This window comes from Stenotrophomonas sp. STEN038 (genome assembly GCF_056759895.1).
The window spans coordinates 1-19,062 of sequence record NZ_JBRRDW010000069.1 but is presented as its reverse complement, the minus strand read 5'-3'; the positions used below and the strand labels follow the sequence as shown (position 1 = coordinate 19,062).

At 61.5% G+C, this 19,062-nt stretch carries 19 protein-coding genes and 5 tRNA genes; 16 read left to right on the top strand and 8 right to left on the bottom strand.

What is annotated here, in order from left to right; genetic code table 11:
• Positions 1 to 146 precede the first annotated feature (146 nt).
• From ACVOLS_RS19600 to ACVOLS_RS19560, 9 genes are all read left to right on the top strand, one after another.
• Positions 147 to 653 (top strand): DUF1249 domain-containing protein, encoded by a 507-nt coding sequence (locus ACVOLS_RS19600; protein WP_481547014.1) that lies wholly within the window; start codon positions 147 to 149, stop codon positions 651 to 653.
• A gap of 54 nt (positions 654 to 707) precedes the next feature.
• Complete coding sequence (locus ACVOLS_RS19595; protein WP_481547013.1) at positions 708 to 1,196, top strand: NUDIX hydrolase; 489 nt, start codon at positions 708 to 710, stop codon at positions 1,194 to 1,196.
• 197 nt (positions 1,197 to 1,393) lie between these two features.
• Positions 1,394 to 2,008, top strand: coding sequence for a CDP-alcohol phosphatidyltransferase family protein (locus tag ACVOLS_RS19590; protein ID WP_282266279.1), 615 nt, complete (start codon positions 1,394 to 1,396; stop codon positions 2,006 to 2,008).
• A 54-nt stretch (positions 2,009 to 2,062) separates the two neighbouring features.
• Positions 2,063 to 3,205, top strand: a complete 1,143-nt coding sequence (phaE, locus tag ACVOLS_RS19585) for a class III poly(R)-hydroxyalkanoic acid synthase subunit PhaE (RefSeq protein ID WP_481547012.1) — start codon at positions 2,063 to 2,065, stop codon at positions 3,203 to 3,205.
• The gene (locus ACVOLS_RS19580) at positions 3,202 to 4,269 is read left to right on the top strand and encodes a class III poly(R)-hydroxyalkanoic acid synthase subunit PhaC (protein ID WP_481547011.1); all 1,068 of its coding nucleotides are present in this window, start codon (positions 3,202 to 3,204) and stop codon (positions 4,267 to 4,269) included. Before phaE ends, ACVOLS_RS19580 begins: the two co-directional genes overlap by 4 nt.
• On the top strand, positions 4,266 to 4,640 hold the full coding sequence (locus tag ACVOLS_RS19575; protein WP_481547010.1) for a YfeK family protein: 375 nt from the start codon (positions 4,266 to 4,268) through the stop codon (positions 4,638 to 4,640). The genes ACVOLS_RS19580 and ACVOLS_RS19575 overlap by 4 nt, the downstream gene beginning before the upstream one ends.
• Before the next feature lie 43 nt (positions 4,641 to 4,683).
• Positions 4,684 to 5,130 (top strand): hypothetical protein, encoded by a 447-nt coding sequence (locus tag ACVOLS_RS19570; RefSeq protein WP_481547009.1) that lies wholly within the window; start codon positions 4,684 to 4,686, stop codon positions 5,128 to 5,130.
• Between the two features lie 126 nt (positions 5,131 to 5,256).
• A complete protein-coding gene (locus ACVOLS_RS19565) occupies positions 5,257 to 5,472 on the top strand; it encodes a hypothetical protein (protein ID WP_481538101.1) in 216 nt (71 codons plus the stop codon).
• Positions 5,473 to 5,586: 114 nt separating this feature from the next.
• Positions 5,587 to 7,962: a Tex family protein gene (locus ACVOLS_RS19560; protein ID WP_481547015.1), complete on the top strand. Its 2,376-nt coding sequence runs from the start codon at positions 5,587 to 5,589 to the stop codon at positions 7,960 to 7,962.
• Between the two features lie 138 nt (positions 7,963 to 8,100).
• On the opposite strand, the gene ACVOLS_RS19555 is transcribed toward ACVOLS_RS19560, so the two are convergent.
• A complete protein-coding gene (locus ACVOLS_RS19555; RefSeq protein WP_481547008.1) occupies positions 8,101 to 8,469 on the bottom strand; it encodes a response regulator in 369 nt (122 codons plus the stop codon).
• A 122-nt stretch (positions 8,470 to 8,591) separates the two neighbouring features.
• Between ACVOLS_RS19555 and ACVOLS_RS19550 the strand changes: the two genes are divergently transcribed.
• Positions 8,592 to 8,678 (top strand) — tRNA-Leu (locus tag ACVOLS_RS19550).
• A gap of 263 nt (positions 8,679 to 8,941) precedes the next feature.
• Here ACVOLS_RS19550 and ACVOLS_RS19545 read toward each other — a convergent pair.
• The 5 genes from ACVOLS_RS19545 to ACVOLS_RS19525 all read right to left on the bottom strand — a co-directional run bounded on the left by ACVOLS_RS19545 (position 8,942) and on the right by ACVOLS_RS19525 (position 9,931).
• Positions 8,942 to 9,211 carry a hypothetical protein gene (locus ACVOLS_RS19545; RefSeq protein ID WP_481547007.1) on the bottom strand — a complete coding sequence of 90 codons (270 nt, stop codon included), beginning with the start codon at positions 9,209 to 9,211 and terminating at the stop codon, positions 8,942 to 8,944.
• Positions 9,212 to 9,391: 180 nt separating this feature from the next.
• Positions 9,392 to 9,467, bottom strand: a tRNA-Glu gene (locus ACVOLS_RS19540).
• Between the two features lie 51 nt (positions 9,468 to 9,518).
• Positions 9,519 to 9,594 (bottom strand) — tRNA-Ala (locus ACVOLS_RS19535).
• A gap of 134 nt (positions 9,595 to 9,728) precedes the next feature.
• Positions 9,729 to 9,804 (bottom strand) — tRNA-Glu (locus ACVOLS_RS19530).
• Between the two features lie 51 nt (positions 9,805 to 9,855).
• Positions 9,856 to 9,931 (bottom strand) — tRNA-Ala (locus ACVOLS_RS19525).
• A 1,262-nt stretch (positions 9,932 to 11,193) separates the two neighbouring features.
• Between ACVOLS_RS19525 and ACVOLS_RS19520 the strand changes: the two genes are divergently transcribed.
• On the top strand, positions 11,194 to 12,423 hold the full coding sequence (locus ACVOLS_RS19520) for an EAL domain-containing response regulator (protein ID WP_481547006.1): 1,230 nt from the start codon (positions 11,194 to 11,196) through the stop codon (positions 12,421 to 12,423).
• A 588-nt stretch (positions 12,424 to 13,011) separates the two neighbouring features.
• Entirely contained in the window at positions 13,012 to 13,692 is a 681-nt protein-coding gene (locus tag ACVOLS_RS19515; RefSeq protein ID WP_481547005.1) for a response regulator, read from the top strand.
• A gap of 66 nt (positions 13,693 to 13,758) precedes the next feature.
• On the opposite strand, the gene ACVOLS_RS19510 is transcribed toward ACVOLS_RS19515, so the two are convergent.
• Entirely contained in the window at positions 13,759 to 13,935 is a 177-nt protein-coding gene (locus ACVOLS_RS19510) for a hypothetical protein (protein ID WP_481547004.1), read from the bottom strand.
• Between the two features lie 273 nt (positions 13,936 to 14,208).
• Here ACVOLS_RS19510 and ACVOLS_RS19505 point away from each other — a divergent pair, with 273 nt between their 5' ends.
• Positions 14,209 to 14,514 carry a hypothetical protein gene (locus ACVOLS_RS19505; protein WP_481547003.1) on the top strand — a complete coding sequence of 102 codons (306 nt, stop codon included), beginning with the start codon at positions 14,209 to 14,211 and terminating at the stop codon, positions 14,512 to 14,514.
• Positions 14,515 to 14,656: 142 nt separating this feature from the next.
• On the opposite strand, the gene ACVOLS_RS19500 is transcribed toward ACVOLS_RS19505, so the two are convergent.
• Positions 14,657 to 15,544 (bottom strand): LysR family transcriptional regulator, encoded by an 888-nt coding sequence (locus tag ACVOLS_RS19500; RefSeq protein ID WP_481547002.1) that lies wholly within the window; start codon positions 15,542 to 15,544, stop codon positions 14,657 to 14,659.
• A 124-nt stretch (positions 15,545 to 15,668) separates the two neighbouring features.
• On the opposite strand from ACVOLS_RS19500, the gene ACVOLS_RS19495 reads away from it, so the two are divergent.
• From ACVOLS_RS19495 to ACVOLS_RS19485, 3 genes are all read left to right on the top strand, one after another.
• On the top strand, positions 15,669 to 16,718 hold the full coding sequence (locus tag ACVOLS_RS19495) for an NAD(P)-dependent alcohol dehydrogenase (protein WP_481547001.1): 1,050 nt from the start codon (positions 15,669 to 15,671) through the stop codon (positions 16,716 to 16,718).
• 276 nt (positions 16,719 to 16,994) lie between these two features.
• On the top strand, positions 16,995 to 17,489 hold the full coding sequence (locus ACVOLS_RS19490) for a (R)-mandelonitrile lyase (RefSeq protein WP_481547000.1): 495 nt from the start codon (positions 16,995 to 16,997) through the stop codon (positions 17,487 to 17,489).
• Positions 17,490 to 17,717: 228 nt separating this feature from the next.
• Positions 17,718 to 18,929, top strand: coding sequence for an MFS transporter (locus tag ACVOLS_RS19485; RefSeq protein ID WP_481546999.1), 1,212 nt, complete (start codon positions 17,718 to 17,720; stop codon positions 18,927 to 18,929).
• The last annotated feature ends 133 nt before the right edge of the window (positions 18,930 to 19,062 follow it).

Here is a 19,062-nt window from a genome sequence, read left to right as displayed (position 1 = left end):
CCCGAGGGGTGCGCTGCCGCTAATCCGAAACCCGCTTGATTGCCGCTTCCGGGGTCCTCCCGGGCTGCACGCGTAGCCCGTGCTCCGACAGCGGCGCGCCACTACGTTGCTGCCACTTGCACGCCCCGGCGTGTAGGATCAGCCCCATGGCAGGCGCACTCTCCCGCATTGATCGCATTCCCCGACTCAGCCGTCTCGGCTGGTTGATGGGCTTGTACGCGGAAAACCACGATCATTTGATGCGCCTGTTCGCACCGGATCGCCTGCAAGTTGGCAGCCACCTCTCCAGCATCGGTGACGGTCTGGACCTGCGCCTGGACGTGATCGAATGCCACCGTTACACGGTGGAACTGCGGATGACCTACGACCTGTGTGATCCGGTCACCGGTGAGCCAGATCCATCGGCATTCGTGCGGCTGTACCGCGACGCGCGTCAGGCCGAGACCACGCATTGCTACGTGGGCCGACGCTGGCAAGACGTGATGGGCATGTATCCGCCGCCGGAAGCGCTGATCAGCCACCGCATGCGCATGAATACCTTTCTTGGGAAATGGCTGGAGTATCTGGCCGAACGCGGCCACAGCGTGGCCACCTTGCACCGTGTCGATGAAACCGTCGTGCCAATCCGGCGCATGGATGTAATGCCCGGCTGAGACGCAAGCTGTTCATCGGTCATACTGCACGCCCCCTTGGTTCCGGTTGTCGCTATGCCGTATACCCCGATTATGGCCACGCTTGGCTATGTACTGTCTGCCGATGGCAGCAAGGCCCTGATGATCCATCGCAACACCCGGCCCGGTGACATGCACCTGGGCAAGTACAACGGGTTGGGCGGCAAGATGGAGGCCGATGAGGACATCCTCGCCTGCATGCATCGTGAGATCCGCGAAGAAGCGGGCATTGAATGCGGCACGACCCGCCTGCGCGGCAGCATCAGTTGGCCGGGTTTCGGCAAGAACGGCGAGGACTGGTTCGCCTTCATCTTCGTCATCGATGACTACACCGGCACGCCGATGGAAGTTAACCGTGAAGGCACGCTGGAATGGGTTGCGGTGGACCAGTTGGAATCGCTGCCCTTGTGGGAGGGCGATCGCCACTTCCTGCCACTGGTGTTCGATGAAGATCCGCGTCCGTTCCACGGGGTGATGCCGTACCGGGATGGGCGTATGCAGTCCTGGAGTTACACGCGGTTGTAATGGCTTGCTGGAGTGGTGCCTTGTGACCCACTCCGGCCATCAACACCGTTTTTGAGGCCGATGGAGCGATTTGGGTGCGAACGTGCTCGCTTGCAACGGTGGCGCATCGCATACCGGGGAAGCTGGCCACGCGCGGGTACTGTCCACTGTTCAGGTGCTCGCGGTACCCTGTTGCGGTCCATGCACCGTGAGTTCCCATGAAACGCCATTTCTCGATGCTCCGTGAGTTCCAGCTCGCGGATTGGTTCACCCTCGGCAACGCGTTCTGCGGCACCGGCGCGGTGTTCGCGGCGATGCGCTTCCTGCAGGACGGCGAGCGCGGTTTCCTGATGTTCGGCATGGCCTTGATCCCGCTGGCGTTTATTTTTGATGCGTTGGATGGCCGGGTTGCGCGCTGGCGCCAGTCCTCGTCCACGTTGGGGCGGGAGCTGGATTCGCTGGCCGATGTCATTTCCTTCGGCGTGGCGCCGGCTGCGCTGGCCTATGCCTGCGGTATGCAAGGCGCTTGGGACTGGTTGATCCTGAGCTACTTCGTCTGCTGCGGCGTCAGTCGCTTGGCCCGCTACAACGTGACCGCCGTGGAAATCGCCGGCGAGTCGGACAAGGTGCCGTATTTCGAAGGCACGCCGATTCCGACCAGCCTGGCTTTGGTCATCGTGTTGGCCTTGGCGGCCCACTTCAATGCGATTGGCCCGGCGTTGTGGGGTGGCAGCTGGCAGCTGGGGCCGTGGCAGCTGCATCCGCTGGTGCTGCTGTTTGCATTGTCCGGCTCGTTGATGATCAGCAAGACACTGCGGATTCCCAAGCCCTGACGCCGATGGGCCGATCGCATTGCTATCATCACCGGGCATCCCGGGAGTAAGGCAATGGCGGCGGCAGGCAACAACGACAACGCGGATTTCGAGGCCAGCATGCGCGGCGCCTGGGAGGCATGGTCACAGGCCATGCAAGGCCAGGGTGCTGCTGCGGGTGGCGATTTCCCATGGGCTGAGAGCATCGCCCAATGGACCCGTCTGGTCAGTACCGATACGCCCCCGGAAGTACAGGCGCTGGGCGCCCGTTTCCAGCACCAGGCCGGTGACTGGCTGGGCATGATGCAGCAGGTGGCCGCACGCTTTGCCGGCCGTGATACCTCGGCCGCGGAAGTCGCCGGTGCCTGGCGTGAAGCCGTGCAGGCAGGGCAGGGCGAGGATCTGCTGCAGTGGATGCTGGGTGCTGCACGCGGTGGCAATGCCCTGAACGATCAACCCTGGCTGCGCGAGTTCGCCAAGGCTGCGCAAAGTGGTTTCGGCGGCGGCGATTGGTTGAATGCGCCGGCATTTGGTCCAGCCCGCGAGCATCAGGCACGTTGGCAGGCCTTGCTCAAGGTCCAGCAGGACTACCAGGCGCGCGCGGAAGCCTATGTGGACACGATCCGCAGCGTCCTGGACGATGCCTTCAAACGCTTCGAGTCCAAGCTGGCCGAGCACGAAGTGCCCGGTAGCCAGTTGACCAGTGCGCGGGCGATGTTCGACCTGTGGATTGATGCCGCCGAAGAGGCGTATGCCAAAGTCGCGCTATCCGAGGATTTCCAGCGTATCTATGGCGAGTTGGCCAACGCCCAGATGCGTCTGCGTGCAGCGTCGCAGAGTGAGCTGGAGCGCGCCTGTGATGCCATGGGCGTGCCAACCCGGACTGAAATGGATGCCGCGCACCGGCGGATTGCCGAACTGGAGCGTCATGTGCGCCGTTTGATAGCGGCGACCCAGCAGGCCAGTGCGCCTGCGGGCAAGTCGGCAAAGCCCTCGGCAGGCAAACCAGCCACCAAGCCAGCGAAGCCTGTGTCACCGCAGGTGGCGCCAAAACCGGCGAAGAAAGCCGGCAAGAAGGCTGTGAAGAAGGTCGCGAAGAAGACCGCAGTGAAGAAGACCGCTGCGAAGAAGCCTGTTGCCAAGAAGCCTGTGATCAAGAGATCAGCTGTTGCAGGCAGGCCGAAGCCCGCGCCGGCCCGTCGCAGGAGCGCCAAATGAAGGGCCCGCTTGGCTTCGGCAATGACGATCTGTTGCAGGAAACCCTGCAGTGGCAGCGCAAACTGGTCGATGGCTTGAAGCTGCTGCCCGGCGTTGAAGACGTGGACTACGGCGTCACCGAGCGCCAGGAAGTGTGGAGCGACGGCAAGGTCAAGTTGTATCGCTTCGTCAGTGACCAGGCCGATACCAGCAAGCCGCCGCTGTTGATCGTGTACGCATTGGTCAACCGGCCTTATATGGTCGACCTGCAGGACGGCCGTTCGTTGGTACAGAAGCTGCTTGCGCTGGGCCAGGACGTGTATGTGCTGGACTGGGGCTACCCGGATCGTTCCGAGCGCTTTCTTACCCTGGAAGACTACCTGTTGCGCTACATCGACGGTGCGGTGGATCACCTGCGCGTACAACGCGATGGCGCCCCGGTGAACCTGCTCGGCATCTGCCAGGGCGGCGTATTCGCGTTGTGTTACAGCGCGCTGCGCCCGCACAAGGTTCAGAACCTGATCAGCATGGTGACGCCGGTCGACTTCCACACTGCCGACAACATGCTCTCGCATTGGGCCCGGCATGTGGATGTTGACCTGTTCGTCGATACCCTCGGCAACATCCCGGCCGACCTGATGAACGCCAGTTACCTGATGCTCAAGCCGTTCCGCTTGAACGTGCAGAAGTACGTGGGCCTGATGGATATCCTCGACGACAAACAAGCCCTGGAAGACTTCCTGCGGATGGAAAAGTGGATCTTCGATTCTCCGGATCTGGCGGGCGAGACTTTCCGCCAGTTCGTCAAACAGTTCTATCAAGCCAATGGCCTGATGAACGGCAGCATCCGCATCGGTGACGAAGCGGTGGATCTGGCGCAGGTGCAGATGCCTATCCTGAACATCTATGCCGAGCAGGATCATCTGGTGCCGCCCGCTGCATCCAAGGCGATGCAGGCGCAGGTTGGCAGCACCGATTACACCGAGCTGGGTTTCCGCGGCGGCCACATCGGTATCTATGTATCCGGGCGCGCCCAGCGTGAAGTGCCTGGTGCCATCAATGACTGGTTGAGTAAACGCGCATGAAGCTGATCTGCAATTTTCTGCTCGCCGCAAGCTTGGCGCTGACCGCCTTACCGGCAAGTGCTGCCCCTAGCGCGGCCACCCAGCGTGAGATCAGTGGCTTGATGCAGGCACTGGAAACCTCCGGCTGCCGTTTCCAGCGCAATGGCACCTGGTACGACGCAGTGGCTGCCCGCGGCCATCTGCAGCGCAAATACGATTACCTGCTCAAGCGCGACATGGTCGATAGCAGCGAGCAGTTCATCGAGCGCGCCGCCAGCCGCAGCAGCATGAGCGGCAAGGCGTACAAGGTGTCCTGCAGCGGCGCGCAAGAGCAGGATGCCTCAGCGTGGTTCCTGCAGCAGCTGCGTCAACTGCGTACGCCGGCACGCTGATGTCCGTGCTGGCCGCCAGATCAGCAGTACAGGCCTGAGTCTCATGCGGCTCGACATGGCGCCGATGTGGTTGCGCATTCTGGGTGGGGTCTGGACCTCGCCCAATACCTTGATCGGGTTGATCGCTGGTTCGCTGGGGAGCCTTGCTGGCGCACGTCTGTACTGGAGCCGCAGGGAAAACGCACTGGTGTTTCGACGTTGGCCGTGGGGGCCGGGTGGGGCGATCACCTTTGGCATGGTGATCCTGCACACCGGCGATGACCTCGATGGTCTGTGCCTGACCTATGAGCATCGCGCTGGCCGCTGCGAACACCCGCGCGTGCGCCTGGGTGATCACGAGCGTGCGCATGTTTTCCAATACCTGGTGCTGGGTCCGCTGTTCCTGCCGGTCTACCTGCTGTGCGGCGGTGTGAGCGTGCGTAATCCGTTCGAGCGTGCGGCGGATTACTACGCCATGCATGGTCGTGGTTGGTGGCCTGGCCGCCCCTGAAAGTGCGGTCATTGAAGCTGGTGCGCTGAGCGCTGACATCAAACGACAACCTTTTATGTACATCTCTGTAACGTGACCCCACGTATCGTTGCACCTGTTACAGATCCAACAGGAGCACGAACCACCATGGCAGTTGTTCTTTATATAGGTGGCAGCAAGGATGGCGATAAGGGTGTGTTGCCGTACGGCTTCAGCAAGACCCGCGCAGATACCGAGCATGGCCCGGAAATTTACGTAGAACGGACGATGAACGTCTCCGGCAGGGGCTCGATGCGGGTCATGGTGCTGGAAGACCTGCGTGACGACATCGCCAGCCAACGGCTGTATCAGCATCTGGCCTGAAAGTTCAGGCACGCGCGCCGGGCGGCAGGTCCGGCGCGTGCTGTCAACGGCTTTCGCCCGGGCGCGCGCATTGCCAGAATGGCAGCTTCCGTCACCGTGGCTACCGCACCGGCAATGCAAGACATCAAGCTCGCGCAGCAGATCGCGCAGACAATCGCCGACGAGATCGGCGCACAAGCCACTCAAGCCAAGGCAGCCATCGCGCTGTTGGATGAAGGTGCCAGCGTTCCGTTCATCGCCCGCTACCGCAAGGAAGTGACCGGTGGCTTGGACGACACCCAGCTGCGTAATCTCGAAAACCGCCTGACCTATCTGCGCGAACTCGAAGATCGCCGCCGTGCGGTGCTGTCCAGCATCGACGAGCAGGGCAAGCTCAGCGATGCATTGAGTGAGCAGATCATGGGCGCCGACACCAAGTCGCGGCTGGAAGATCTGTATCTGCCCTATAAGCAGAAGCGTCGTACGCGTGCGCAGATTGCCCGCGAGGCAGGTCTGGAGCCACTGGCCGACGGCCTGCTCGGCGATCCAATGCTGGATCCGCAGACGCATGCCGCGGGCTTCATCGACGCCGAGAAGGGCGTCGCTGATACCAAGGCCGCGCTGGAAGGTGCGCGCGCCATCTTGATGGAGCGCTGGGGTGAAGACGCTGCGCTGGTTGGCGAATTGCGCAACTGGCTGGCTGGCAACGGCATCATCCGTGCCCGCGTTGCCGAGGGCAAGGAGGCCGAAGGCGCCAAGTACCGCGATTACTTCGACCATGCCGAAGCATTGGCGAAGATTCCTTCGCATCGCCTGCTGGCCTTGTTCCGTGCGCGCCGCGAAGAGTTCATCTTCCTCGAGTTGGACCCGGGCAGCGACGCCGAGGCAGGTCACCAGTATGCGGAAGGTCGGGTCGCGCTCAACGCAGGCATCGCCAACAAGGAGCGCCCGGCCGATCGCTGGCTGTTGGACGCCTGCCGCCTGACCTGGCGCGCCAAACTGCATATGCACCTGCTGCTGGATCTGTTCAACCAGGCCCGCGAAAAAGCCGAGGCTGAGGCGATTGCGGTGTTCGGCGACAACCTGAAGGATCTGATGCTGGCAGCGCCGGCCGGTCCCAGGGCGGTGCTTGGGCTGGATCCGGGCATCCGCACCGGCTGCAAGATCGCCGTCGTCGACGCCACTGGCAAACTGCTGGCTACCGATACGGTCTACCCGCATGAGCCGCGCCGGCAGTGGGAGCAGTCGCTGCAGACGATCAAGCAGCTGTGCATCAAGCACAACGTGGAGTTGATCGCGATCGGCAATGGTACGGCCAGTCGCGAAACCGACAAGCTGGCAGGCGAGGCGATCGCCGCTTGCGCCAATCCCAAACTGCAGAAGGTGGTGGTCAGCGAGGCCGGTGCTTCGGTGTATTCGGCGTCCGAGTTTGCCGCCAAGGAATTCCCGGACCTGGATGTGTCGCTGCGTGGTGCAGTATCGATTGCGCGCCGTCTGCAGGACCCATTGGCTGAGCTGGTCAAGATCGAACCCAAGGCCATTGGCGTAGGCCAGTACCAGCACGACGTCGACCAGTTCCGTCTGGCCAAGGCACTGGACGCCCGTGTCGAGGACTGCGTCAATGCCGTCGGCGTATTCGTCAACACCGCCTCGGCCGCATTGCTGACCCGCGTGTCTGGCTTGTCATCGACGGTTGCCGAGAACATCGTCCGTCACCGAGACGAGAACGGCCCGTTCAAGCGCCGCAAGGATCTGCTGAAAGTGCCGCGCCTCGGCGACAAGACCTTTGAACAATGCGCGGGCTTCCTGCGAATTGCCGACGGCGACGAGCCGCTGGATGCCTCCGCCGTTCACCCGGAAGCGTACCCGGTGGTGCAGCGCATCGTTGCGGCCGCCGCGCGACCGATCAAGACGCTGCTGGGTGACGGCAGTTACCTGCGCAGCTTGAAGGCCGAGCAGTTCACCGACGATAAGTTCGGCGTGCCGACCGTGCGCGACATCCTCAAGGAAATGGAGAAGCCAGGTCGCGATCCGCGCCCCGAGTTCAAGGCGGCGCGTTTTGCCGAGGGCATCGAGGACATCAAGGACCTGCGCGAAGGCATGATCCTGGAAGGCGTGGTCAGCAACGTTGCGGCATTCGGCGCATTCGTCGATATCGGCGTGCACCAGGATGGCCTGATCCATATCTCCGCCTTGTCCGACACCTTCGTCAAAGACCCGCGCGATGTGGTCAAGGCCGGCGACATCGTCAAGGTCAAAGTGCTGGAGGTGGACGTGCCGCGCAAGCGCATCGCATTGACCCGGCGCCTGGAAGATACGCCCGCCCCGGCCAAAAAGCCCGAGCGCGACGAGCGTGGTGCAGGGCAGGGGCGTGCTGCTGGCGGCGGGCGCGACCGGGATCAGCGCGGTCAGCGTAATTCCGGCAATGGCGGTGGCCGATCGGCAGTGTCTACGGCGCCGGCCAACAACGCGCTGGCCGATGCATTCGCAAGGGCCAAACGCGGCAGCTGAGTCAGCTGCCGCAGAATCGCATCACTCTTGTAGGAGCGGCGTAAGCCGCGAAGCTTGTAACGCGGGAGTTCCGGGCATCAGTGCCGATTGATGATCTATCTGCTTCGCGGCTTACGCCGCTCCTACAAAGCTGGAATCTCAAGCCGGAGCAAGCGCGCGTTGCAGTGCCTGGCTAAGATCGGCGCCAGTGTAAGGCTTGGACAGCTTCACGCCGGCATCGAATACTGAAGGCAGCTGGTCGATTTCCATCCCGGTGGCTACCAGGAACGGAATGCCACGCTGCCTCAGGCGCTCGGCAACCGGGCTGCTGTTCTCATTGCATGCCAGCCAATAGTCCAGAAAGACAAGCTGGGGTTGCAGCTCATCGATCATCTGCAGGGCAGCACTGACCGTGGCGGCTACGCCGCCCACCAGCATGCCTTCCATCTCCAGCTGCATCTGCAGCAGCATGGCATTCAACTCGTCGTTCTCCACGACCAGCACCCTCGTACCTTCGAGCGAGCCCATCGTTTTCCCCTGTATCTGGATCGATCGAAGTATAGCCAGTCGCCGAAACAGGCATTACACAAATATTTTCAGCCAAGGTCTGCCCAAGTGCGCAAAGCTCCGCTATAATTCCGCTCCTGCCAGCCGAAGTGGCGGAATCGGTAGACGCAGCGGATTCAAAATCCGCCGCCCTTAAAAGCGTGGGGGTTCGAGTCCCCCCTTCGGCACCAGAGAAAACAGGCACCCAACGGTGCCTTTTTCTTTGCCTGAAATTTGGCAGACGGCTCTTCCCGCGACGTGTAGTCCAGTAGTGCCGAGCCATGCTCGGCAGGGGCTCTCCCGGCGATGCCTCAATCTGCCGCATCGATGTGAGAGCTGCGTAAGCCGCGAAGCTGGCGATATTGGGAATAACCGAGTGTCGTGCTGTCGCCCGCTGGAGCTGTGGCTTCGCGGCTTACGCCGCTCCCACAAAGGCATGCAGCTGCTTGCGGGCTTAGTTCTGTACGCGGTTTCGCTGCAGGGCGCCGCCCTTGGCGCCCAGCAGGAACAATAGAATCCCGGCGCCGAGAATCGACCAATGCTGCACGCGATCATTGCTGGTGATGTAAACCGTGCGATCCGATCCTTTCACCTTGAACTCAATGACCTGACCTTTGCTTGGGTCGGGTGATTGCGAGCGTTCGGTAAAGAGATGATTTGCGTGCAGCGTGGTTCCGGCGAACGCCAGAAGTGCCCCGGCCAACAAGATGGCGAGTGCTTTCATGTTCATTGGCTAGCGCTTGCCGTTACCGTCCCCGAATAGCACTCAAGTATGCTGGCGCGCGATGCTGGCTGTCGATGAAGGACTGGCCGGAGGTTGGGGGCTGTGTTCGGCCTGGACGGGCAGAACCGCTCTAACTCGCAGGCAAGAAAAAAGCCTCGATTGCTCGAAGCTTTTTAGAAATGGCGTCCCCACGGGGATTCGAACCCCGGTCGCCACCGTGAAAGGGTGATGTCCTAGGCCTCTAGACGATGGGGACGCGTATTCTTCAAATCTCAAGTTGTAGATTCAGGCGGCCTAAGGCCTGAATTGGTGGAGCCAAGCGGGATCGAACCGCTGACCTCCTGCATGCCATGCAGGCGCTCTCCCAGCTGAGCTATGGCCCCACGTTGTTGCTAGCCCGCCATTATAGCGGTCTTTTATCGAAATGGAAGCTTTTTCTTCTTCCGTGCAACCTCTTGGGAAGATTGCTTCGATAAAAAAAGACCCGATACGGCTGGGTCCGTTTGTACCTGATGAATGGCGTCCCCACGGGGATTCGAACCCCGGTCGCCACCGTGAAAGGGTGATGTCCTAGGCCTCTAGACGATGGGGACGCGTTATACTCATCAAATTGTCGACAATCCAGACGGCCTAATGTCCGGATTTGGTGGAGCCAAGCGGGATCGAACCGCTGACCTCCTGCATGCCATGCAGGCGCTCTCCCAGCTGAGCTATGGCCCCGGTGGAACGTTGTTACGTCGTTGCCGAGAAAGAAATAATAGCGGGGCTTCACATTTCCCGCAAGCGATTTGTGAAGAAATTTCTTCGTCCAATGAGATTGGGCTGAAGGACCTCGCACGCTCACCTCTGTGCGGCTCGCGGACAAGACCGACACAAGGCTTTGTTGGATGCCTGCATCGCAGGCAGTGGCGAACTGCCAAGCTGGCCACCGGTAAGGTCAATTGGAGTGCCAGCCGTGGCATCTCTTGCTTGCATGGTATTGAGCTGCCTGCTTGGTAGCACGGGTGGTGAGACAGGAGCGCTGGTCTACAAGTGCCAGGCAGCCGGCGGCCACTCCTATCAATCGCTACCTTGTGAGGGGCCAGAGCTGAAGCGTTGGAACACTGTTGATGTCCCCACCGACGAGGCCGTGCGCAAACGGTTGGAGGCAATAGAGCTCCAGCTGCAGCGGGATCGGCTATCAGCAAGGCCCCGCGTTCGCCCGGGGCGACGACGCGCTGCTCCAGCGCCGAAGGCCAATGCTTGCGAGAACGCGCGGCTAGGGCGCGATCGGGCTTATGCCAAAGCCGGTCTGAAGCGCAACTTTGCGCTGTCGAGCTTCTGGGACAACAGGGTTCATCAGGCATGCAGGTGATCAGCGCGGAATGATGCTCCTGTCTGCGGCAGGGCGCTGTGTTGCAGCGATCAGATGGTGTGACGCAAAGACAGCCTTCCAACGCACGTGCGCGGCGGCCCAGGGTCTCCAACCGCAGTTGCAGCAGTTTTCGATTGGCAGGGATTACCGACTGCCAGAACATGCTGGGCAGTGCCCTGTGTTGCGTCCGGCGTGGCAGGGGTGGGGTTGCAAGGTGACCAGGAAGGCGCTGCCCTTGCATCCCGCGCTTGTCACCTTGATGCAGCCTTGCATCCGTTCTGCTCGGCGCTCATGCCAATGCCGGCATCACTCACGCCAGCACTATCCCCGCACGTAAAGCATGCTGCGTTAGCGCCGATTCAGCAGCTTCAAGGGCGTGTCCGGGCGGGTGAACGGAGGGGGGCGCATCCTTTGCAGCCCCTGCGTCATGGTCCATTTGGGATTTCTCTCACGAATGGCTGCTGCCCGCTGGTGTGACGGAAAGCCCCGGTTTCACGATGTTCCCTGAGAGGGCCAGGCGAATATTCGGACTAGGCCGATGTAGGCCCGGTGGCTGCGCTGGAAGAATGGCGTCATTGAGAACAGCCGCTTCCCTGATATCGCCGCTCTTGGCGTGGAGACAACACCCATGAACGCTCTTGCACACTATTTTTCGCCACAACCGGAAACCAGGATGATCCAGAACGCGCTGGTGGTTGATGGTAATGAACTGCAGCACATTCCGATGGTCAAGATGCTGCGTCAATCAGGGGTGTCCGAAGTGACTTCAGCCCTGGACGGGGTCTGTGCCGTGGTTGCGCTGCGCGAGCGCAGCTGGGATCTGGTGATTCTCGATCTGGATCTTACCGATCTCACAGGTCTGCAGCTGATCGACCTGATGGCTGAACGCTGCCGCAAAGCGCGTCTGGCGATCGTCAGCAGCCAGCCCAGCCGTATTCTGAACGCCGCCTCGGCGTATGCATCGCATCTCGGCCTCACCGTGGTTGCAGCACTGCGTAAACCACTGAGGGCTGAGCAGATCCGCACTATCATTGCCGCGTCCGCCGAGCTGACAGCGTCATCCGATGACAGCTTGCCGCTGGTCAAGCCCGGCGTGCGGCGGTTTTCACGTGAGGAGTTGCGTGGGGCGTTGTTGGATCAGCAGATCCAGGCCTATTTCCAGCCTCAGCATTGCGCACTCACGGGCGTGTTGCGCGGTGCCGAGGTGCTGGCACGTTGGCATCGTGCCGATGGCTCTGTGCTCTCTCCCGCTGAGTTTCTTCCGGCGATTGAGCGCGAAGGACTATTGGAATCCCTCACCGAGTACATGTTGTCCTGCGCGTTCGACTGCATCGCTGCCGGGGAGGCGGAATCCACGCTGCTGATGGCTGTCAATGTTCCGGCCCGCGTTGCTACCGGTGTGCACTGGGCGCAATCGGTTGCTGATCATGCCTACCACGCCGGGATTGATCCGGGCCGTGTGGTGATCGAAATCACCGAGGATGGCGGTGAGCTGTGCAACCCTGCGCTCGCCGGTGCTGTGGCCCAGTTGCGACTGCGTGGTTTCAACTGCGCCATTGATGATTTTGGTAGCGGTGACTCTTCGTTGGAAAGGCTGCTGCAGGTGCCGTTCAACGAATTGAAGATCAACCGCAGCATGCTGGTGGAAGCCCGTGCGCATGCCCATGCCCGCTGCCTGCTTGCCAACACCATCGCCATGGCGCGGCAGATGGTAGCTACTGTTGTTGTCGAAGGTGTCGAGACCTATTTGGACCTGGACATGGTCCGCAGCCTGGGCTGCCACAGCACCCAGGGTTACCTGCACAGTCGTGCCATGCCCAAGGCCGAGTACGTGAAATACATCGCACAGCAGAGCTGAGCCGGCTTGGAGATGGGGTCCGGTTGAAGCCTCTGCCGAGATCGAACAGGGCGGCATGATCCGCGATCCATGGACCTGGGTTCGGGCCAGTACCAACAGCCTGCCCTCGTTGCACCGCATCGCAGGGGTGGGCTGGCAGGATGATGGGGCCTCCGCGCGACGGCGGGCTATAGCCGTCGCAAGGTCGTGGGGAATGGCTCGCGGGTGGGTACGTGCGGATGTACTGCGGTGCTGCCAGGATATGGACGGAGTGGAGTGCCTGACAGGCACTTTGGCAGTTCTGTACGTTGCCCTGATTTCCTCGCCTGGGGCAGCGAGGCAACACGGCGCGTATGACCGCGCCCGTCGCAGCCCGCGCTGCCGCAGCGCGTCGATTCCAGCAAAGCCGGGTGCTCGCTCGGAGTCAGTCCGAGGCTTGGCGATGAGTCGCCAGGACCTTGTTCGGGACATCACCATTTTTTTTCACATAAGTCTTTGTCTTTGAGTGTGATGTGACATAAATTCTGTCCCGATGTGCCTTGCAGGGCAGGGGATGCCCCCTCAGCCTGGATTGGCCAGCTGCCAGCGCACTTCACGGAGAGCTTTGTCATGAGTGGTTTCAAGATCAGAGTGGTCTTGGCCGACGATCACCCGGGCATGATCGCCGGGGTGAAGTACGAGCTGTCATCAGTTGATACCCTGAGCCTTGTCGGGACCGCCGCCGATTCAACGGAATTGATGGCGCTGCTTGGCAGTGTGGCGTGCGATGTCGTCATCTCGGACTATGCGATGCCGGCTGGCGACTTTGGCGATGGGATCGCCTTGTTTGGCATGATCGCCAGGCGTTATCCGCAGGTGAAGCTGGTGGTGCTCACGATGCTTGATAACCCGGCGGTGTTGCATACCCTGCTTACCCAGGGGGTGACGTGCATCGTCAGCAAGTCGGATGCGTTGACGCATCTGGTGCCAGCGGTTCACGCAGCGCAAAGCGGGGGCAAGTATTACTCGCCCACCATCGACAAGGTGGTGCAGGGGATCGAACTCAACCGGCGCAGCCGCAACCCTGCGGGTGTTTTGAGCATCCGCGAGTCGGAAGTAGTGAGGCTTTATGCCTCGGGCCTGACGGTCAATGAGATTGCCGAACGCCTGCACCGCAGCAAGAAAACCATCAGCACGCAGAAGGCCAGTGCGATGGAGAAGCTGTCGATCGAAAAAGATGTCGATCTGCTGCGTTACGCCATGGAAAACGGGCTGGTGACCTCTTCAGGCGGCTCCCCGGCCGCATCTTGAGCAGGCAAAGGCAGGCGCGTACGAGTGTCTAACCCGTGTGCCTCTCTGTTTTGACGGGAGGCTTGATCAATCCGTATCCATGCGGGTTTTCCCTGATTCCCACTGCAGCATGATCTTGCGCCTGCGTTGTGGCGAGGCGTACATGAAAAGGTTGAGTGTCTCCAGGAACAGATTCCTCTGGAGGGTGGATAGTCGAGCAAAATCGATAAGCAGCCGTCTGACGTCTGCGGATTTCTTGTCCATCTTTGTATGTTCCCAGCCGCAGCTCAAAAGCAAAGCACATATGCGAACGCCGCATTGGCGCCGCACAAGAATTTGCTCATGGTGTGATAAGCGCTCGGGCACAGCCATAGGACCCGTCCCAATAGAGGAGCCTGGCCTTGCCTTTTTGGCTGGCGCATGGCTTTCGGATCCGACTGGAATTGGCCATGCCGCAGCTGAAGCGTCTTTCAAAGTAGCCGCGCAATAAGTGATGTGCCACTTTATTATTGGGCGCATTCTGATCGGGAAATGACAATGGTTGATGATCACAGCGCCGCAGATGACGCTGCACCTGTAGCTGCGCCCTCTGCAAAGCGACGAGGTCGGCCGCGACTCTACGATGCGCCGCTATCGCAGGCTGAGCGCGCCAAACGCTATCGCAAAGCCCGGCAGTGGGACGAAAGCAGCCTGGGGGACTGCCGCGACCCGGTGCTGATGGATCGAGTGAGTTGGGCGTTGAAGCACAAAGATACTTCAGAGGATGCACGAGGCGCGCTGGACATCTATCTGGAAGAACTTGTGCGCCGGCATCACAGCAAAGGAAAGCTGATCTTCAAGTAGTTAAAGCACGCCGTAGGGCCGAGCCTCCCCTGGATTGATATCTCACGGAGTCTCCATGTTGCCGCAGCCGGCGGATACGCCGGCGATTGTTGGCGATGCGCTGTGGCGGCGTGGCTGAACAGTTGCTTCGCTACTGCAGGCCTCAGATGCGCAGTGCATCCACCACCAGTGCGAACGCGGCGGAGTGCTGGCGGCGGCTGGGGTAGTACAGGTGGTAACCGGGGAAGGGAGGGCACCAGTTCTGCAGCACACGGATCAGCCGACCTTGCTCGATATGAGTGCCAAACTCCTCTTCTGGCAGGAAGGTGATACCCAGGCCATCGAGAGCCGCCTGCACCATCGGTGGTGAGGTGTTGAATACCGCCTGGCTTTCCACACGCACGTTCACCTGCCTGCCGTTGCGCTCAAATTCCCAGACGTACATGCCGCCCGACGTAGCGAAGCGGATGTTGATGCAGTTGTGCTGGGTCAGGTCTGCAGGAACCTTCGGGATCGGGTGTTTCTCGAAGTAGGCCGGTGAGGCGGCTGCGGCCATGCGCACCTTGGGACTGATCGGCAGGGCGATCATGTCCTTGTCGATGCTTTCGCCCAGCCGCACGCCGGCATCGAAGCGGTCGGCGACGATGTCGCGCAGCGCGTAGCTGACGTCGAACTCGATGCGGATGTCGGGATAGCGGTGCATCAACGGCAACAGCTTGGGGAGCAGGATGGTCTGCAGCGAATGATCACCGCAGGTCAGGCGCAGCGAGCCGGCCGGTTTGTCGCGCAGCTCGGTGAGTGCATCCAGCTCCGCTTCGATTTCGTCGAAGCGGTTGCCAATGGCCAGCAACAGGCGCTCTCCTGCCGGCGTGGGCGAGACGCTGCGGGTGGTGCGGGTGAGCAGGCGTATCTGCAGCCGCTCTTCCAGTGCCTTGATGGCCTGGCTGAGCGCAGACTGCGAGACGCCCAGCAGCGCACCCGCGCGGGTGAAATTCCCTTCACGCGCGACGGTGACAAAGGCCAGTAGGTCATTGAGGTTGCGTCGTGCCATGGCGGCAGTGTGGCACGATTGATTGATTAGTTCAGCTAATAGTGGCTAGAAGCATTTATTACCTTATCAGTCGAGTCATCGCGGTGGACAATGGCCACCTTCCCCAAACACCGCCGGAGTTCCCATGTCTGTCAAAGCCTATGGCGCCTATGCCGCCGACAAGCCGCTGGAGTCGATGGACATCAGCCGCCGCGCGCCCGGGCCACACGATGTGCAGATCGATATCGCCTACTGCGGCATCTGCCATTCCGATCTGCATCAGGTGCGTGCCGAATGGGCGGGCACCCAGTTCCCTTGCGTGCCTGGCCATGAAATCGTCGGCCGGGTTGCCGTAGTCGGCGCGCACGTGAGTGGCTTCAAGCCCGGCGATCTGGTGGGTATCGGCTGCATCGTCGACAGCTGCAAGCAGTGCGAAGACTGCGATGCCGGGCTGGAAAACTATTGTGATGGCATGGTCGGCACCTACAACGGTGCTACCGCGGATGCGCCGGGTTGGACGTTGGGAGGCTACTCCCAGGAAATCGTGGTTCATGAGCGCTATGTGCTGCGCATCGGCCACCCCGAAGACCAGCTGGCAGCGGTGGCGCCGCTGCTGTGCGCCGGCATCACCACCTATTCGCCGCTCAAACACTGGAATGCCGGTCCTGGCAAGACGGTCGGCGTGGTCGGCATTGGCGGTCTGGGCCATATGGGCATCAAGCTGGCCCATGCGATGGGCGCACATGTCATCGCATTCACCACGTCCGAGTCCAAGCGCGAGGCTGCCCTGGCGCTGGGTGCGGATGAAGTGGTGGTGTCGCGTGATGCTGCAGCAATGGCCGCGCAGGGCAAGCGCTTCGACCTGATCGTCAACACGGTTGCCGCGCCCCACGACCTGGATGCCTTCCTTGCGCTGCTCAAGCGTGACGGCGCGATGGTGCTGGTGGGGGCGCCGGCAACGCCGCACCCGTCGCCGAATGTGTTCAACATGATCACCAAGCGCCGCACCTTGGCCGGCTCGATGATTGGTGGCATTCCGGAAACCCAGGAAATGCTGGATTTCTGCGCGAAGCACCAGATCGTGGCGGATATCGAGCTGATCCGCGCGGAGGAGATCAACGTGGCCTATGACCGCATGCTGAAGGGCGACATCAAGTACCGCTTCGTGATCGACAACGCCACCATGGGTAGCTGAGGCGGTTTGCCGAGTCGGTAGTCACCTGCAGCGTTGGCCTTGACGGCCAGCGCTGCAGTGAAGGCGCACGATGGCGCACGATGGCGCATGGTCTGCCGACGGCTTTCACTGCCGCAGCCGCCGTGCCATTTATCCCCGCGGGTATCGCTGATCAAGCAGATCAGCTCATGGCACCCGTATCTTCCATGGGAAACCAGCCAGCCCATCATCTTGGTGGTTGCTGGTAATTACCCGACCGTCCGAAGCCCGAGTGGGCCGGTCTTTCAAGGAACACATATGCAGGATTCACTGAAGAGCCTTGGGCTCATTGCGGTGGCTGTGCCGATGGCCGCGATCACGGAAGCGCCGGTATCCGCAGCTTCAACAACGCAGCATGTTTCGGAAGCTGGCAGTCGACCATCGCTCGCAGGCGCTGCGGAGCACTTCACCGGGCGCGTACGCATCGACCCGGTGTGGTCTGCCGACCCAGGGCTCACTGCCTCCGGCGCTTGGGTGACCTTCGAGCCTGGCGCGCGTTCGGCCTGGCATACGCATCCGGCAGGACAGCGTCTGGTCGTGATGTCCGGGGTGGGGCTTACCCAGGAGTGGGGCAAGCCTGTGCAGCAGATCCGGCCGGGCGATGTAATCAACTGCCCGGCGGGCGTCAAGCACTGGCATGGTGCCGCGCCGACAACGGCCATGACCCACCTGGCTGTCACCGGCGTGCTCGATGGCCGCAATGTCGAGTGGATGGAGCAGGTGAGTGATGAGCAGTATCACGCCGCCCAATAGCCACAACCCGTTCCTGTCTTCGCATCTTGCTGGGGAAGAGCCATAGCGTGCACGAGGCTGCCCGCGTCTTTGTGACTACGTGGCAGTAGGCGACTGCGTGCAGGGTTTGGTTCTCGCGACACGGTGATGCTCACGCCGTGGTTCTGAACGCAACGAGTCCGCTTCTCTGCCGGCACCGCGGCAACGCCGCGCTGCCGATCAAGACAAACATCATGAAAGAGGTTACTTATGTCGACTCCCGTCGTCGGCACGCCCGTGCGTGCCTGTGAGGGGCTGGAAGAGGCTGCATCACACTGGAGTGGCGTATTCGCCATGACCCTATGCGTGTTCGCCTTGATCGCCTCCGAGTTCCTGCCTGTCAGCCTGCTTACGCCGATGTCTGCCGATCTCGGTGTCAGTGAAGGCTTGGTGGGGCAGGGCATCGCCATCTCGGGCGCATTCGCTGTGGTGACCAGCCTGTGCGTAGCGCGACTGGCAGGCAATGCTGATCGCAGGACCTTGCTGCTCGCATTGACCGCGTTGATGGCCGTGTCTGGCAGCGTGGTGGCACTGGCACCAAACTACCCTGTGTATCTGGCCGGGCGCGCGCTTATCGGCGTGGTTGTTGGCGGATTCTGGTCGATGTCCGCGGCCACTGCGATGCGGCTGGTGCCTGCTGCGCAGGTGCCACGCGCCCTGACCATCTTCAACAGCGGCAATGCATTGGCGACCGTGATTGCGGCGCCGCTGGGCAGCTATCTCGGCGCCGTGATGGGCTGGCGCAGTGCCTTCTTCTGCCTGGTTCCGATCGCACTCATAGCGTTGGCTTGGCAGTGGTGCAGCCTGCCGTCGATGAAGGCTGAGCGCGTCGATGCGGCCAGCGGCGTGCTTCGTCTGCTCAGGCGCAGGGCCGTGGCGCTTGGCATGGCGGCCTGCGCGGCATTCTTCATGGGGCAGTTCGCACTGTTTACCTATGTGCGACCGTTCCTGGAGACGGTGACGCAGCTCGACGTGTCTGCGCTGTCCTGGGTGTTGCTGGGGATTGGCTTGAGCGGATTCTTCGGCACCGCGTTGATTGGTGGCGTACTCAAGCAAGGTCTGTATCGGGTGCTGATTCTCATACCGATATTGATGGCAGTGATCGCGCTGGCCTTGATACCGATGGGGGGCTCGCTGACGGCTGTCGCCGTGCTGCTTGGGTTGTGGGGGTTGCTTGCCACCGCTGCACCGGTGGGCTGGTGGAGCTGGATTGCGCAGACGTTGCCCGGTGAGGCGGAAGCAGGCGGCGGGCTGATGGTGGCGGTGATCCAGTTGGCTATCGCGCTGGGGTCTACACTTGGTGGACTGTTGTTTGACCACAGCGGCTACCAGAGCACCTTCGTCATGAGCTCGGCAGTACTTGCATCAGCTGCGCTGCTTTCTGTGGTGATCTCACGATTGCCTACTGGAACCAGTCCGTAGGCATTCCTCCTTGTAGCGCGCCACCCCCCACGCACACCTCCTTGCGGGGGGCGCCCGGACACCAAGCGGGGATGCCGGAACAGGACCGACCGGGGACCCACCAAAACGGGGGCGGAACCGCGGGAAGGGGGAA